This is a genomic window from Candidatus Ozemobacteraceae bacterium (assembly GCA_035373905.1).
Lineage (GTDB): Bacteria > Muiribacteriota > Ozemobacteria > Ozemobacterales > Ozemobacteraceae > MWAR01.
In genome coordinates, this window is sequence record DAOSOK010000022.1 from 26,300 (window position 1) to 41,492 (window position 15,193).

The 15,193-nt window shown below is 60.4% G+C and carries 11 protein-coding genes and 1 pseudogene; 8 read left to right on the forward strand and 4 right to left on the reverse strand.

Translation table 11 applies throughout. From position 1 onward, the window contains the following. Window positions 1–79: 79 nt before the first annotated feature. Both PLU72_12035 and PLU72_12040 read left to right on the forward strand, forming a co-directional pair. A complete protein-coding gene (locus PLU72_12035) occupies window positions 80–1,159 on the forward strand; it encodes a histidine phosphatase family protein (protein HOT28913.1) in 1,080 nt (359 codons plus the stop codon). A 64-nt stretch (window positions 1,160–1,223) separates the two neighbouring features. Further along, window positions 1,224–1,493, forward strand: a complete 270-nt coding sequence (locus PLU72_12040; GenBank protein ID HOT28914.1) for a hypothetical protein — start codon at window positions 1,224–1,226, stop codon at window positions 1,491–1,493. A gap of 284 nt (window positions 1,494–1,777) precedes the next feature. Here the strand turns inward: PLU72_12040 and PLU72_12045 are convergent, their stop codons facing one another. Together PLU72_12045 and phnD are read right to left on the reverse strand one after the other, a co-directional pair. Continuing rightward, entirely contained in the window at window positions 1,778–2,542 is a 765-nt protein-coding gene (locus tag PLU72_12045) for a prepilin-type N-terminal cleavage/methylation domain-containing protein (GenBank protein HOT28915.1), read from the reverse strand. 237 nt (window positions 2,543–2,779) lie between these two features. After that, window positions 2,780–3,823, reverse strand: coding sequence for a phosphate/phosphite/phosphonate ABC transporter substrate-binding protein (phnD, locus tag PLU72_12050; GenBank protein ID HOT28916.1), 1,044 nt, complete (start codon window positions 3,821–3,823; stop codon window positions 2,780–2,782). Window positions 3,824–3,963: 140 nt separating this feature from the next. Between phnD and PLU72_12055 the strand changes: the two genes are divergently transcribed. The 4 genes and pseudogenes from PLU72_12055 (at window position 3,964) to PLU72_12070 (ending at window position 8,675) form a co-directional block, all read left to right on the forward strand. After that, window positions 3,964–4,947, forward strand: a complete 984-nt coding sequence (locus PLU72_12055; protein ID HOT28917.1) for a diaminopimelate dehydrogenase — start codon at window positions 3,964–3,966, stop codon at window positions 4,945–4,947. Between the two features lie 198 nt (window positions 4,948–5,145). Next, the gene (locus PLU72_12060; GenBank protein ID HOT28918.1) at window positions 5,146–5,400 is read left to right on the forward strand and encodes an iron-only hydrogenase system regulator; all 255 of its coding nucleotides are present in this window, start codon (window positions 5,146–5,148) and stop codon (window positions 5,398–5,400) included. 3 nt (window positions 5,401–5,403) lie between these two features. Further along, window positions 5,404–6,822, forward strand: a pseudogene (gene hydG / locus PLU72_12065) ([FeFe] hydrogenase H-cluster radical SAM maturase HydG). Between the two features lie 128 nt (window positions 6,823–6,950). Next, window positions 6,951–8,675: a peptidase gene (locus tag PLU72_12070; GenBank protein ID HOT28919.1), complete on the forward strand. Its 1,725-nt coding sequence runs from the start codon at window positions 6,951–6,953 to the stop codon at window positions 8,673–8,675. 85 nt (window positions 8,676–8,760) lie between these two features. Here PLU72_12070 and PLU72_12075 read toward each other — a convergent pair whose 3' ends face one another. Both PLU72_12075 and PLU72_12080 read right to left on the reverse strand, forming a co-directional pair. Next, window positions 8,761–9,585, reverse strand: coding sequence for a DUF3298 and DUF4163 domain-containing protein (locus tag PLU72_12075; protein ID HOT28920.1), 825 nt, complete (start codon window positions 9,583–9,585; stop codon window positions 8,761–8,763). Between the two features lie 28 nt (window positions 9,586–9,613). Beyond that, window positions 9,614–10,609: a LysM peptidoglycan-binding domain-containing protein gene (locus PLU72_12080; GenBank protein ID HOT28921.1), complete on the reverse strand. Its 996-nt coding sequence runs from the start codon at window positions 10,607–10,609 to the stop codon at window positions 9,614–9,616. A gap of 149 nt (window positions 10,610–10,758) precedes the next feature. On the opposite strand from PLU72_12080, the gene PLU72_12085 reads away from it, so the two are divergent. Then, entirely contained in the window at window positions 10,759–13,821 is a 3,063-nt protein-coding gene (locus tag PLU72_12085; protein ID HOT28922.1) for a response regulator, read from the forward strand. Beyond that, window positions 13,818–14,987 (forward strand): SpoIIE family protein phosphatase, encoded by a 1,170-nt coding sequence (locus PLU72_12090; protein ID HOT28923.1) that lies wholly within the window; start codon window positions 13,818–13,820, stop codon window positions 14,985–14,987. Before PLU72_12085 ends, PLU72_12090 begins: the two co-directional genes overlap by 4 nt. The last annotated feature ends 206 nt before the right edge of the window (window positions 14,988–15,193 follow it).

A 15,193-nucleotide genomic window follows, 5' to 3' on the forward strand; every position in this document is an offset into this window, starting at 1 on the left:
TCGCGACGTTCACCGTGGGGCGATCTATTGCCGGTTTCGAAAAAAACATCGAAACAACTCAGAAGCCGAGAGGTGCATCGTGAAATTCAGGAAGTATTCGTTCTGGGCGCTGTTTGCCGTTCTGCTGGTCGTCTCCGCTGCCGCGGCGGAAAACCGTCTGATATTCGCCGTCAGCCTCATCAGGCACGGCGATCGTGCGCCCTATGCTGCCATGAACAGCACGACCGTCACTTATGAGTGGCCTGACGGCATCGGGGAGTTGACCCCCGAGGGCATGAACCAGGAATATCAGCTCGGAAAACGATTCAGAGAGCGTTACGTCGACACGTTCAAACTGCTTCCGCCGACCTACAGGCCGAATTCCCTGTATGTCCTGTCGACGAGCGCGAACAGGACGGTCATGAGCGCCCAGTCGTTCCTCGCCGGCCTGTATCCGGACGGGACGGGACCGCGTCTGGGGAACGGGTTCCGCGCCCTTCCGAACCTGCGCCAGCCCGTGCCGGTCATGACGATTCCACGGGGTGCCAAAAACATCATCAATCCCGAGCACGAGGACGCGGAAAAGGTGCATCAACTCATCGTCAAACACGGATTCACCCAGCCCGAATGGATCAGGAAAGAAAAGGAACTCGAGGCTGACTTCAAACGCTGGAGCAGGATTCTCGGCGTCGAGATCCGAAACCTGGAGGAGTTTCTCATCCCGGCCGACCACGTCTACTGCATGTCGGTTCATGGCGTTCCCATGCCGAAGGGGCTGACGAAAGCCGACACGGAAAAGATCGTCAGGGAAAAAATGAGCGCCTGTGCGATCCGGTTCGTTCCGAAAGAGGTGGCGCGGCACATGGCGTCGGGATTCCTGACGAAACTTGATGCCGATATGCGCGCCGCCTCGGAGGGAAAACAAAAATATCAATGCTTATTATATATAGGTCACGACGATTCGATTCTCGGTCTCATGAGCGCCCTTGGTAAGCCGCTCGCAAACAATCCCGCCTACGCCTCCCACGTCGATTTCGAACTGTATCGCGACGGAGCGAACTGCACCGTGAAAACATTCTTCAACGGGAAGCCCGTTCCGCTCGCGGGTGACGGCAGGGAAACGCTCTCGTTGAAAGAGTTTTTGGAATATATCAAGCCGAACGTTGATCCCTGTCCGTGAAAACGTCCGAAACGCCGGAAACATCCGAGCCCGAGGCTGGGCGGCGATCGCCGGGAGGATTCGAATGCCTTCGAGATTCAAGGAACAAGCTCAGCGCCTGGAACAGGCGAAACTCGTCATGATGCGTGCCGCAGCGATCGCACCGGCCGAACTCAAGACGTGCATCGACGAGGTGACGGCGTTCGTGTGGGCGAAGAAGTTCCCCATGGCCGAGCTTCGCTGCCGGCAGAACATCGATGCGCTCGACCGGCAGCCCGAACTCAGGGATCTTCTCTGCACGATTTTTCCCGACTTCGACCGGTTCGTCGGGGTCCGGAAGGCGGCGCGGGGGTGAAGACGGATCGCCGTTCCCTGACTCCTCGTCTCACACAAGGAACACGACGATCGCTTACATGCTCGATGCCGTTCGTGCTGAGCCTGCCGAAGCACGAGTGCTCTCGCCCTTCGACAGGCTCTGGGCGAACAGGGGGCGCGCCGATGCGGATATACTATATATTGAATGCGATACTAGACGCCCGCTCTATGAGACGCATGCTCGTTTCTCCCGCCATACCCAGAGGGCCCTGCACGAGCATGTGAGGGTTTCTCCCGGTAAATACGAATGCCGGGGAACAGGGATTACTGGGGAAGGATCGTGACCGGCTGGGAGGAAATGCAGTAATTCGGGGGGTTCGCGAGGTCCTGGAGGGTGTTGTGGCCGGCTTTGACGGTGATCTTGTGGCTTCCGATCAGGAACAGGTCGCGGGAGTTGTTCTTGACCTTGAGAATCAGCGTCTTCGAAGCCACGATTTTCACGTCCGCCGCGGTCGCTTCGACAACGGCCGAAATATCGCTCTTGTTATCGACGGTTCCGGTCGAGATCTGGAAGCATTTGTCGAGAGTTGCCTGACAGGCCCCGGTGAAAAAATCTGAGGCGCCGGTTGCCGACATCTTTCGGCTGAAGACGAGGTGGAGCTCGTCGTTGACGTTCTGCGCATCGACGGCGCCGGAGTTATTCTTGTCGAGCCACTTCACCTGGACGAGCGTCAGCGGAGGAAGATAGGAAAAATAGATATTGTCTTCGGCGCTTGACACGGACCTGTCGGGACCGCCGGAGACAACGGTGCCTGACTCCGTCGAAACGGCATAGGTTTTGCCCCACGGGTCGATCGGCGCCTTGTTCAGATATCGGCCGGTAAGAAGCGAAACGCTGTCCGAATTGTACGGGCCTTCCCGGGTTTCATAGACCATCAGCGCGCGGGCGATTTCCTCGAGGTCGGTTTTGGCCTTGGCGATGCGCGCCTCTTCGACGTAGGACTGAACGTAGGGCAGTGCGGCGCTGGCCAGGATCGCCAGGATCGATATGACGACCAGCAACTCGATCAGCGTGAAACCGCGTTTCATAGAGGAGTTCTCCTTCCCTTTTCCGGTGTGCGTTCTATGGGAGTCTGACCGGCGGGCTGTATGGGAAATGCGAGGGCATTCGTCCAAAAGGAACGGGTTGCCGGGAAATGGGGCGAAATCCTCCCCACATCCATTGTACCACATGCGGAAAGAAACCGATACGTTCACGAATTGCAGAATGCCCGAGTGTTCTCGTCGTCGATGCGGCCGCGATACATACGTAAAGGAATAGAATGCTCAGGGCCGGGGGATCATCGGGCGGACGGCGTTCCATACGTCCTGAACCGACTGGAAGTCGGCATCTTTGGCGGGCGCGAACGTCTGTCGCAGAGGCTCGGCGGCGCCCGAGGCGGTGCATTTCAGCAGAGCTTCCAAAAAGCGCTCGCGCAGGTTGACGGGGCAGTCTTTCCGGCAGACGAGCACGTCGGAAGGAACTTCGTCGGTCTTGCCCAGGACAAGAATGCGGTTGAGCTGCTTCGGGTCGCCGATCGTTTTCAACGTAGCCTCGAGGCAGACCCCGACGTCGATTTTCCCGTCGAGAACCGCGCCGAGGATTGCGTCGTGTCTCTTGAGGAAGAGAACCTTGCATGCTTTGTGCGGGTCGATCTTGAGGCGTTTCAGGAGATACAGCGGATACAGATAGCCGCTGGCGGATTCGGGATCGACGAAACCGACGGTTTTTCCGCGAATGTCGTCGAGACCGAGAACGCGACCGTTGTTCAGGGTAATGAAAACGCCCCGATATGCCGTGCCGCCCGGATGTCGTGCCTTCGCGATCGGCATCAGGTCTCCCTTTTCGTTGGCGATGACGTACGCCATCGGGCCCACCCAGGCAAAATCGATCTTACCGCGGATGAGGGCGGCCAGAACGCTGGTGTAGTCCTGGCCCGTCACAAGGCGGACCTCTTTCACCCCCATCTCCTTTTTCAGAAACGCGAAAAGCGTGCTGACGTGGTGCATCATTTCCGAAAGGCTCAGATATGGTGGCCGACCGATCAGGACCGATTTCTGATCCAGCTGGATTGGTGGCTGCGGAACCACGGGCGGGGGCGGAGGCGGCTGGGGCGGTTCCGTCTCAGGCGAGCCGGGGGATGATGCCTCGTCATCGGTTTGATACCAGGAATCGTCTTCATCCGTGTATCCTTGGTAATTCGTGTTCGCATAGGGATCGTCCGAACGCACGGGGGGGAAGTCCTGACTCTCCGCGAATCCCACGTTCACGCTGAAAACGAGGAGGAGTGCGAAGAGCAGGCATGTGCCGGACGATCTGAACATCTTCATGGCGGACTCCGTTTGCAAAAGGTGTTTCTTCTGTTGTAGACAAAGAACCCTCGCAGGTCAAGCCTCCCGGGGAATATCCCGGACGGACTGCGAGACGAAACAATCGGCACGGACGCGGTATCCGGAAGGAGATTCATTCGATGCAGAAGACACGTATTGGAATTCTTGGCTACGGCAACCTCGGAAAAGGCGTTGAGTTCGCGATCCGGCAGAACCCCGACATGGAACTCACGGCCGTCTTCACGCGCCGGGCCCCCGAAACCCTCAGGATTGCGACTCCGGGCGTGAACGTCTACGGAGCCGACATGATGGAACGGATGCGGGGTTCCATTGACGTGCTGATCCTGTGCGGCGGAAGCGCGACCGACCTCCCGGAGCAGGGGCCGGCATGTGCCGCCCTGTTCAACACCGTCGACAGCTTCGACACTCACGCCAAGATTCCCGAATACTTCGCCGCCGTCGACAGGGCCGCGCGCAGCGGCAGCAACGTCGCGATCATTTCCGTCGGCTGGGATCCCGGCATGTTCTCTCTCAATCGACTGTATGCGAACTGCATTCTGCCTGAAGGGAAGGATTACACCTTCTGGGGCGAGGGTATCAGCCAGGGCCACTCCGACGCGATCAGGCGCATCGAGGGTGTCGTGGACGGGAAACAATACACGATCCCCGTTCCCGATGCTCTCGAAGCCGTGCGGGGCGGCGGGAGCCCGGACCTCACCCCCCGCCAGAGCCATACGAGACACTGCTTTGTGGTCGCCGAGCCCGGAGCGGACAAGGCGCGCATCGAGCGGGAAATCAGGACGATGCCGAATTATTTCTCAGATTATAATACCACCGTGAATTTCGTGACCCAGGAGGAGCTTGACCGCGACCACGGCCGCATGCCGCACGGAGGCTTCGTTCTCAGGCGGGGCACCACCGGATCCGGCACGAACCACCTGATCGAGTATTCCCTGAAACTCGACTCGAACCCGGAATTCACGGCGAACGTCCTCGTCGCCTACGCCCGGGCCGCCAATCGGCTCGCTTCGGGAAAAGCCGTCGGCGCAAAAACCGTGTTCGACATTCCTCCGGCCTGGCTGTCTCCGAAAACCGACGAAGAACTCCGAAAAACCATGCTCTGACCGCGGGCGGTGCGCGTGCTCCGCTTCCAACTTCTCTTTCGGGAAGGATTGTGATATAATTAACATAGTTCTCTGAGAACGAGGTTTCGACCGGGTTCGAAGAGCGCATGGCCTCTGACAACGTTCTGAAGCATTCATGCCAAGACGGGGTTGCTCCGGCTTCTCTTTTCCCGTTCTGGCGCCAGGAAAGGGTGGAACGTGGAAAACAGGATCGCGTTGATAGGCATCATCGTCGAAAACCCGGAGATCACCGACCGGCTCAATCAGATTTTACATGATTGTCGCCAGTACATCGTCGGCCGCATGGGGATTCCCTACGCCAAGCAGAACATCGGGATCATCAGCGTCGTCATCGACGCCCCCAATACGATCATCAGTGCGCTTTCCGGCAAACTCGGCCTGCTGGAGGGCATCAGCGTCAAGACCGTCTATTCGAAAAAGCGAGGAGAATAGAACATGTACGATCCCCGATCGCTTCGTGCCGCCGAGTTCATCGATGATGCGGAAATAAGGGAGACCCTGGAGTTCGCGGCGAAGAACAAGAGCAATCGCCCGCTGATCGAAGCCCTGATCGAGAAGGCGCGCGCCTGCAAGGGGCTCTCCCATCGCGATGCCGCCATCCTGCTCGAGTGCGACCTGCCCGACGCGAACGAGAAACTGTTCGCCCTGGCCCGCGAGATCAAGCAGAAGATCTACGGCAACCGCATCGTCATGTTCGCCCCGCTCTACCTGTCGAATTACTGCGTCAACGGCTGCGTCTACTGACCGTATCACTGCTCGAACCGGCACATCACCCGGAAAAAACTCACCCAGGAAGAGATCAAAAACGAGGTGATCGCCCTCCAGGATATCGGTCACAAGCGCCTCGCGCTCGAAACCGGCGAGGATCCCGTCAACAATCCCATCGAATATGTACTCGATAGTATAAAAACGATCTACGGGATCAGGCACAAGAATGGCGCCATCCGCCGCGTGAACGTGAACATCGCGGCGACCACCGTCGAGAACTACGCGAAACTGAAGGCCGCCGGCATCGGCACGTATATCCTGTTCCAGGAGACCTACCACCGGGAAACCTACGAGAAGCTCCATCCGACCGGCCCCAAGCATGACTACGCATGGCATACCGAGGCGATGGACCGCGCGATGGACGGCGGCATCGACGACGTCGGTTGCGGTGTCCTGTTCGGGCTGAACCTGTACCGCTACGACTTCGTCGGGCTGCTCATGCACGCCGAGCACCTCGAGGCGGCCAAGGGCGTCGGGCCGCACACCATCAGCGTGCCGAGAATCTGCCCCGCCGACGACATCTCGCCGAACGCCTTCTCCAACGCGATCGACGACGACACGTTCGCCAAGATCGTCGCGATGCTGCGCATCGCCGTTCCCTACACCGGCCTGATCGTCTCGACCCGAGAATCGCGCGCATCACGGGAGCGGGTGCTCGACCTGGGCGTTTCCCAGCTCAGCGGCGGCTCGAAGACCAGCGTCGGGGGATACGCCGCCCCCGAACCGGAGGCCGAGAACTCCGCCCAGTTCGAGGTGAGCGACACCCGGCCGCTCGATGAGGTCGTGAACTGGCTGTTGTCCCTGGGCTATATCCCGAGCTTCTGCACCGCCTGCTATCGCGAGGGCCGCACCGGCGACCGGTTCATGAGGCTGGCGAAATCGGGCAGCATCGCGAACTGCTGCCAGCCGAACGCCCTGATGACGCTGAAGGAGTATCTCGAGGACTATGCTTCCCCGGACACCCGCGCCAAAGGAGAAAAGGTCATTGCCGAGGAACTCAAACGCATTCCCGCGGAGAAGGTTCGCCGCATCGCCGGGGAGTATCTTGCCTCGATCCATCTCGGGAAGCGCGACTTCCGCTTTTGACATTCCGCAAATAGGCAGTATGCCGGCGGGAAGGATGCTGGTATAATCCCTCCGTGCCGCCATGCCGCGGGGTCGGATTCGGCCCGCGGCGCATCTCGGGGCGGAAGGAAGGAACAGGAATGATGAGCATGAAACATACGGCAGCCGCACTCGCGATCGTCGCGACGCTCGCCTGCGGCGGAGCATGCCCCGTGTCCGCCGAGGAGGGTGCGGAGGGGAGGGAGGGGACGGCTGTCGCTCGAGGAAAGGACGAGATCGTGACCATTGACATCGCTTCCAGATGCGGAGATATCGGCGAACGGGTCGCCAGGCTGGCGCCCGTGGAGATGAAGGTCGACCTCTCGTTCCTTTCCCGAAACGAGAAGAGGGCCCTCGCGAAACTGATCGAGGCCGCCGCCCTGATCGACGAGATCTTCTTCAACCAGACATACCACCTGAACAACGAGTTCAGGGCCGCCATCCGGAACGCGAAGGATCTGGATCCGAACTTCGCCACGTATTTTGAGATCATGGCCGGTCCGTTCGACCGCATCGACGGCGACAGGCCGTTCATCGGCTCCCTGACGAGACCGAAAACGTCGAACCTGTACCCAGTGGACATGACGCGAGAAGAACTGGAGACCTGGATCAAAGACCACCCCGCCGACGAACAGGCGTTCAAGAGCAACTTCACGGTCATCGCCCGAAAGGGCGGCAAACTCGTCGCGGTTCCCTATTCCGAGGTCTATAAAACGTGGCTTGAACCCGCGGCTGAGTTGCTGCGCGAAGCGGCGGTGCTGTGCGGGAACGAGAGCCTGAAGAAGTTCCTGCGAAGCCGCGCCGACGCCTTCGCCTCGAACGACTATTACCAGTCCGACATCGACTGGATGGATGTCGCCGACAGTCCGATCGACGTGACGATCGGCCCCTACGAAGTGTATGAAGACCGGATGTTCGGCTACAAGGCCGCGTTTGAAGCGTTCATCACCGTCGTGAACCCCGAAGAGTCGAAGAAGCTCCAGGTCTACCAGAATTACCTGAAAGAACTCGACGAGAACCTTCCGATGCCGGCCGGCGCGAAATGGATCCGCGACCGGTACGAATCGCCGATCCGGGTGGTGGATGTGATCGGCACCGGCGGCGACTGCCGCCAGGGCGTTCAGACGCTGGCGTTCAACCTGCCGAACGACGAGCGCGTGCGGCAGGCGAAGGGAAACAAGCAGGTCCTGCTCAAGAACATCATGACCGCCAAATTCGAGGGCATCCTGCGTCCGATCGCCGCCGAAGTGCTTTCGGAGACCGACGTAAAGGACCTCTCCGCCGAGGCGTTTTTCCTGACCGTGCTCCAGCACGAGATCGGGCACAGCCTCGGGCCGTCGATGGTGACGGTCGGCGGCAAGACCGACGAGGTGGGCAAGTTCCTGAAGGAAAAATACTCGGCGATCGAGGAAGCGAAGGCCGACACGCTTTCGATGCTGAACACCCTGTATCTGCTCGACAAGGGCGCGGTCGCGAAGGAACTCGAAAAGACGCTGCTTCCCACCTACCTGGCCGGGCTGTTCCGGACGATCCGGTTCGGCCTCGAGGAGGCGCACGGCACGGGCGTCATGATCCAGTTCAACTTCCTCGCCAAGAAGGGGGCGATCTCCTACGACGCGGCGACGAAAAAATTCGTGGCCCACGCCGCCGACATCCGCGGCCATTTCCGGGAACTCGCCCGAATTCTGCTTGATATAGAAACGAAAGGTGACTACGCCGCCGCCGATGCCCTGATCAAAAAATACGGCGCCCCGACGGCCGAGGTGAAAGAGGCGCTCACCCGCCTGACCCACGTGCCGGTGGACATCAGGCCGATCTATCCCGAGGTGAAATGACCGGCCAGCGTGCCGATACTCGGTGAATGAGCACGAGCCCTCTGCCACGCTTCGCGGCGGAGGGCTCGCCGGTTTCGGCGGTGTTTTACTTTGTATCCGTCAGGAAGCGCGCGGCGGGACCGTCGGGGTCGATCACGTCTTTCAGGTCGCTCCAGGGGATGACCAGCTCGGTGACGCCCATGGCATACGGGGCGATTTCATACGGGTTGAAACAGAACGCCAGTCCCTCTTTCGAGACGAGAAAGTTCGTGTTGAGGGCGAACGTGTTCCGTTCGAACTGGAAACCGGCCTGTTCGTAGGTCTCGTCGGGCTTCAGTTCCCGGACTCGCCGGAAATGCCTCTCGGCGATCGCGGTCAGCTCGGCAGCCTTGTCTTTCGCGATCAGGGAGGACAGCTCGACGGGCTTGCCCGTTTTCATCGAGAACACCATGTAGATGAAGTTCGAGTTCGGGTGCGCTCCGCCGGTGAACACCGAATCGAGCGTCCAGAGGGAGAGCAGATCCTCGTCGGCGTAACGGATCTCGGTATCGAATTTGAGCGACCAGGCGCCGGGCATCTCCGGCGTTTCGCGCACCGATGCGGCGTAATCGGCGGCGAACTGGTCGACCATCTTCTCGACGGACGGGGCCGGCGTTTCGCCGACGATGGCCAGCAGGCGCTCACGGATTGCCTTGTTGATGGCATCGGGAACGGCGGCGTCGGCTTTCCCGGTCGAAACCAGGACGGGGTAGCGGATATCGATCTCGGCGGCGATGACGTCCTTGTTGTCGGTCTTCGGCGGAGGAACCTGCCGGGTCAGGTGCTGCATGTCTGCGGACACATCGCCGGTGATCCGAACGGGGGCCGCCCAGGCGGCGCCGCTGAGCGCGAGACAGAGCGAGACGATCAGAAGAGCGAAAGCCTGTTTCATGTATTCTCTCCGATATATAAACCGTGCGTCATTGCGGCGGGAACGTGTTGTAGAACGACCTGTAGGAGCCGCGCTTGTAGACGCTCCATGGCTGCCAGTTCGTGCAGTTGTTGCTCATCTGGAGCATGACGCGGATGTTGGTCTCCGGGTCGAACAGGTCTTCGTTCGAGGACAGGTTGTACTGTCTCAGGCGTGCGGGGCCGAGGTTGCCGAGCATGTTGATCTGGAAGAGACCGTAGGACCTGTCGCCGGTGCTGGCGTTGCCGTTGAAGGCCCGCGGGTTGCCTCCCGATTCGGCCATGCCGATCGCCCAGGCCATCCTGAGATTCTCGCCTGACAGTCCGGCGCGTTCCAGCCAGGCCAAAAGGGCTCTTCCGCCCCTCGCCCCGGCGGCCGGCGCGGCGACGTTCGGGTTGGCGACGAACGAACTTGCGTTGGAGGGGGTTGATGAGGACGAAGACGTGGAGCGGGTTTCCGAAGAAGAGAGGTTGCCGCTGGTTCCGGGAATCGTCAGTTCCCATCCGGGGTAGATCAGGTTCGGATTCTTGGCGAGGCTCGGGTATTTATCCTTGTTCGCTTCGACGAGGTCCCAGTAGCGGGCGCCGTTGCCGAGATAGCGCGAGGCGATCTTCCACAGACTGTCTCCGGGAACGACGGTATACGTCCCGCCGCCGGACGACGCGGCCTGCGCCGTGGAATCGCTCGCAGGCGTCGTGGACGTCGTGGGCGCCGTGGGCGGCGTGGGCGTGGAATCGCCCGGCGTCCTGGTGCCTGCGGCCTGCTCGAGCTGATCGATCATCTTCGTCAGCTGGTCGAGCAGCGAGGTCAACTCGTCGACGGACTTGGTCAGTTCGTTCAGCCGGGCCGCGTCGCTCGCGGAGAAGATGTCGTCGGTCACCGTGACGGAGGTGCCGCCGAACGTCGACGCCGCTCCCTCGGCAGAAAAGGCCGGAGCCGCGAAGGCCCAGATTCCAATGACCATCGACAGGAGGATGTTCCTGATCGCCACATGCGTCTTGTTCATCTGCCATTCCCTCAGATTCGTTAAGTTCGAAGGACGACGGCACGTTATCACCGTATGTACAGGATACAGGAAACGGGGAAAAAAGTTTCGCCATTTTGGAAAGAAAGTTGGGAAGGGAGGGAATCGATTGCATTTTCCCGGAGGATGGTGTGAAATTCCTTCGAATGGAGATTCTTTCTCAGCACCAACGCAAGCTTCAGAGACTGAAAGTCATTTACGCGGTCGCGCTCAGCCTGATCGCAATGACGATTCTGTCGTCTTCCCTCCTGATGAATCGGATCATCGTCCATTCGCGGGGTGATTCGCGGGTGATCAACCTGTCGGGAAGGCAGCGAATGCTGAGCCAGCGCCTGACCAAATGCGCCCTTGCGCTCGAGAGAGAGCTTCCTGCCGGGGAGCGCGACAGGCTTCGGGAAGAGATGGCGAGTTCCTTCGCGGACTGGACGGCCGCTCACGAAGGCCTTCAGCGGGGAAACGAGCGCCTCGGGCTTCCGGTCCCGGCGCTTTCCACGGAGATCCGGAGCCTGTTCGCGGAAATCGCGCCGTACTATGCATCCATGGTCCAGGTTCTCAGCGGAGCGATCGCCCGGCTGAAAGCGAACGATGCCGCAGCTTCCGGCACGCTTCGCATGACCGTCGAAACTCTCATCGCCAACGAGCCGCATTTTCTTCGCCTGATGGACAAGATCACGTTCCAGTTCGACCGGGAAGCCAAGGAGCGCGTCGACTCGATGCGATTCCTCGAGTTCGTCATCCTCGCTCTCGGGTTGGCCGTTCTTCTCGCCGAATTCCTGATGGTATTCCGGCCTTCCCTCGTCGAGTTGTCCGAAATGATGGGGATTCTCGAAAAGAGAACGCACGAACTGATCGAGGCGAACACGCTCCTCCAGGGGGCCCTGGAGGAGGCACAGCATCTCGAGGTGCTCGCCAATTCCGCCAGCAAGGCGAAGTCGGATTTTCTGGCGAACATGTCCCATGAAATCCGCACGCCCATGAACGCCATCATCGGCATGGCCTACCTGGCTCTCCGGACCGACCTCGACGCCAGACAGCGCGAGTATGTCGGCAGAATACATACCGCAAGCTATAATCTTCTCGGCATCGTGAACGGCATTCTCGACCTGTCGAAAATCGAGGCCGGGAAGCTCGTGCTCGAAAAATCCGCGTTCGATCTCGGCGATGTTCTTGACCACGTCGCTACGGTGACGAGCCCGAGAGCTTTCGAGAAGGGGCTGGAACTCGTGTTCCGCCTTTCGCCGGCTCTTCCCTCGATTCTCCACGGCGACTCGCTGCGACTGGGCCAGATCATCACGAACCTCGTGGGAAACGCGGTCAAGTTCACCGAACGAGGCGAGATCGTCGTCTCCGTGGAGCTGACGGAACAACGCGGGAACAGGGTCGAACTCGGGTTTTCCGTGCGCGACACGGGCATCGGGATTCCCGAAGACAAAATCGGCTGCCTGTTCGATGATTTCACCCAGGCCGACGGCACCATCACCCGAAAATACGGAGGAACGGGGCTCGGCCTTGCGATTTCGAAGCGCATGGTCGAACTGATGGGGGGCAGGATCGGCCTGGAAAGCTCGCCCGGCCAGGGAAGCACGTTCCGGTTCACCGCCTGGTTCGATGCGGAGTCTCCGCATGGCGTGTCGATCGTCGTTCCCTCATCGATTGCCGGTAGTCGCGTTCTCGTCGCGGATGACAGCGATGCGGCGCGGGCGGTTCTCGCGGAAATGCTCGGTGAGTCCAACTTCCGGGTGACGGTCGCTTCGTCCGGGCATGAAGCCGTCGAGGCCGTGAAGGCCGCCGACGCGTCCGAACCGTTCGCGTTCATCTGCATGGATTGGAAAATGCCGCACATGGACGGGCTCGAAGCCGCCAGGATCATCAAGGCAGAGTCTTCTCTGAAACAGCCGCCGAAGATCCTGCTGGTGACCGGGTTCGGCCAGGAGTTGACCGACAGTGACTCCGGAAAACGCTGGGTTGACGGGGTACTGCACAAGCCCGTCATGCCCCGTCAGATGAATGCCTCCATCACGCAGATGTTTGCGACGGTTCCCGCGCCGGGGGAGCCGGGCGGACCGGAGGCGGGAATCGTTTGCGGGCGTCTGCCGGGCATGCGCGTTCTTCTCGTGGAAGACAACGAGGTGAACCGGCAGATCGCCGTCGAACTGCTCGATTCCGAAGGCGTGATCGTCGATGTGGCCGAAAACGGGGTGGCGGGCGTGGAGATGGTTTCCCGAAGTCTCCCGGACAGACCGTACGACGCGGTCCTCATGGACCTGCAGATGCCCGTCATGGACGGTCTGACGGCAACGGAGACGATCCGCCGGGATCCGCGGTTCGCGAACCTCCCCATCATCGCGATGACCGCCAGCGCCATGACCACGGAAAGCGAGCGGTGTCTCGAGGTCGGAATGACCGACCACCTTTCCAAGCCGATCGATCCCGAGCTGCTCGTGTTGACGCTCGCCCGCCATTACCGCCCCTCCCCCGGAGACGAAAGCGGAGTCCGAACGCCCATTGAACGGCAGACCCTTGCCGATGCGCCGGGCCGTCCCGGCACGGCGGAAGGAGTTCTCTCGAAAGTTTCGGGAATCCCCGGCCTCGACGTCGCTGGCGGCCTCCGTCGGGTGGCTAATAATAGCTATCTATATATAAATCTTCTCGCGAAATTCGTCGAGGAGCAGGAAGCGTCCGCCGCAGACATACGAAGAGCCCTGGCGAAGGGGGACCGTCTTTCCGCCCAGCACATCGCACACGCGACGAAAGGCATTGCCGGAAATCTCGGCGCATTCGAACTGGCGTTGCGGGCCGGCGACGTCGAGCGCGGCCTTCGCGACGGCCTGCCTGACGACCGGCTCGAGGAAACCATCGGGCGTTTTTCCGAGTTGCTGGCCTCCCTGTTCGCACGGATCCGGTCGGCCCTGAAAACGGGAGAGAAGCCCGGGGCAGCGACCGCTGAAGGACCGCCGGTCGACGTAAACGACGTTTTCGAGCGGCTTTCCATGCTGGCCGGGCTGCTCGAATCCAGCGACATGCGCTCGATGACGTGTTTCGAGGAACTGAAGCCCGCGCTGATGAGCCTGGGGGTGAAATCCGAGGTTGCTGCCTTCGAAAAATCGCTCATGAAGCTCGAATTCGAAACGTGTCTGGACATGGTCCGCGTTCTTGACGGGAAACTTCGTTCCGGATCACAGGAAACAACATGAAAAAATCCGAAGAAAGAAAACCGTGCATCCTGATCGTGGATGACGTCGCGGACAACATCATCATGCTGGACGGTCTTCTGAGGGATACATACCAGGTCAAAGCCGCCGGCAGCGGGGAAAAAGCCCTGAAGATCCTTGCGACCGGGCCGCGGCCCGACCTGATCATTCTCGACATCATGATGCCCGAGATGGACGGATTCGAGGTCTGCCGGCGGCTGAAGGCGGATCCCGCTCTGGCCGACATCCCCGTCATCTTCCTGACCGCCAGGAATTTCGTGGAGGATGAAACCGCCGGACTGGATGCCGGCGCGGTCGATTTCATCGCGAAACCCGTGCATCCGCCGATCGTTCTCGCAAGAGTGCGGACGCACCTTCTTCTGAAGCAGGCGCGCGACGTGCTCCGTCAGCGCAACGAATTGCTGGAGAACAATCTGAGGGCGGCGGCGCGCATCCAGGAAAACCTCCTGCCGAAGCAGGACCTGAAGGACGAGCGCCTGCGATGCAGGTGGCGGTTCCGGCCCTCCGAGACCGTCGGCGGCGATCTGCTGAATTATTTCCTGTTGGACCGGGACCACGTGGGGGCCTATATCCTGGACGTGGCAGGGCATGGCCTGCCGGCGGCGATGGTCACGTTCGCCATTTCCCAGGCCATGCAGCCGCTTTCGGGACTGCTTGCGGGGGGATGTCCGCCGCAGGCGGATATCGCACGGCCCGGAGCGGTCCTGGGCAAGCTCTCCGAGTTGTTCCCGTTCGACCGGTTTCAAAGTTGCTTCACCATCGCGTACCTCGTCATCGATCTGAAGAACGGCAGGGTTCTATCCAGCACCGCCGGGCACCCCTATCCGCTCATCGTGAGAAAAAACGGCGATCTCATTCATCTCAACAAGGGCGGGCCTCTCATCGGCATCGGTGAGCCCAGGTTCCTGGAGCTGGAAGAGACGCTCTGCCACGGTGACAAGCTGGTTCTCTACACGGACGGGGTGACGGAGTTGCACGATCCCGAGAGGAACATGTTCGGACTCGAGCGTCTCGAGCAAATTCTGAAGAAAAGCGCCGGCGATCCCGTCGACGAGATCGGCGATACCATCCTGACGGCCCTCGCGAACTTCGCCGGAGCGGCGAAACCCGCTGACGATATTACCCTGCTCGGAATGGAATACGTCTGAGAAGCGGGAAAAGCCCCGACTGAGTCGCCGGCCGCGCATTGTTGCCGGATCCGGTCCGGGCATGGTAAGGTGTGCGGGAATGCGCGCTCTGCGGGCGAATCGACGTGCGAGCGGCGAGAGGATGTCTTCCGGGAAAGAACCGCCGGACGACTTATATATAAATAGATATAATATGAGCGGCTCCGGGACACGCCGGTTCCGCGCGT

Excerpts from the sequence above, each read along its gene's own strand:
- PLU72_12040 (HOT28914.1), top strand. The coding sequence starts at position 1,224 with ATGCCTTCGAGATTCAAGGAACAAGCTCAGCGCCTGGAACAGGCGAAA.
- PLU72_12045 (HOT28915.1), bottom strand. The coding sequence starts at position 2,542 with ATGAAACGCGGTTTCACGCTGATCGAGTTGCTGGTCGTCATATCGATC.
- phnD (HOT28916.1), bottom strand. The coding sequence starts at position 3,823 with ATGAAGATGTTCAGATCGTCCGGCACATGCCTGCTCTTCGCACTCCTC.
- PLU72_12055 (HOT28917.1), top strand. The coding sequence starts at position 3,964 with ATGCAGAAGACACGTATTGGAATTCTTGGCTACGGCAACCTCGGAAAA.
- PLU72_12070 (HOT28919.1), top strand. The coding sequence starts at position 6,951 with ATGAAACATACGGCAGCCGCACTCGCGATCGTCGCGACGCTCGCCTGC.
- PLU72_12075 (HOT28920.1), bottom strand. The coding sequence starts at position 9,585 with ATGAAACAGGCTTTCGCTCTTCTGATCGTCTCGCTCTGTCTCGCGCTC.
- PLU72_12080 (HOT28921.1), bottom strand. The coding sequence starts at position 10,609 with ATGAACAAGACGCATGTGGCGATCAGGAACATCCTCCTGTCGATGGTC.
- PLU72_12090 (HOT28923.1), top strand. The coding sequence starts at position 13,818 with ATGAAAAAATCCGAAGAAAGAAAACCGTGCATCCTGATCGTGGATGAC.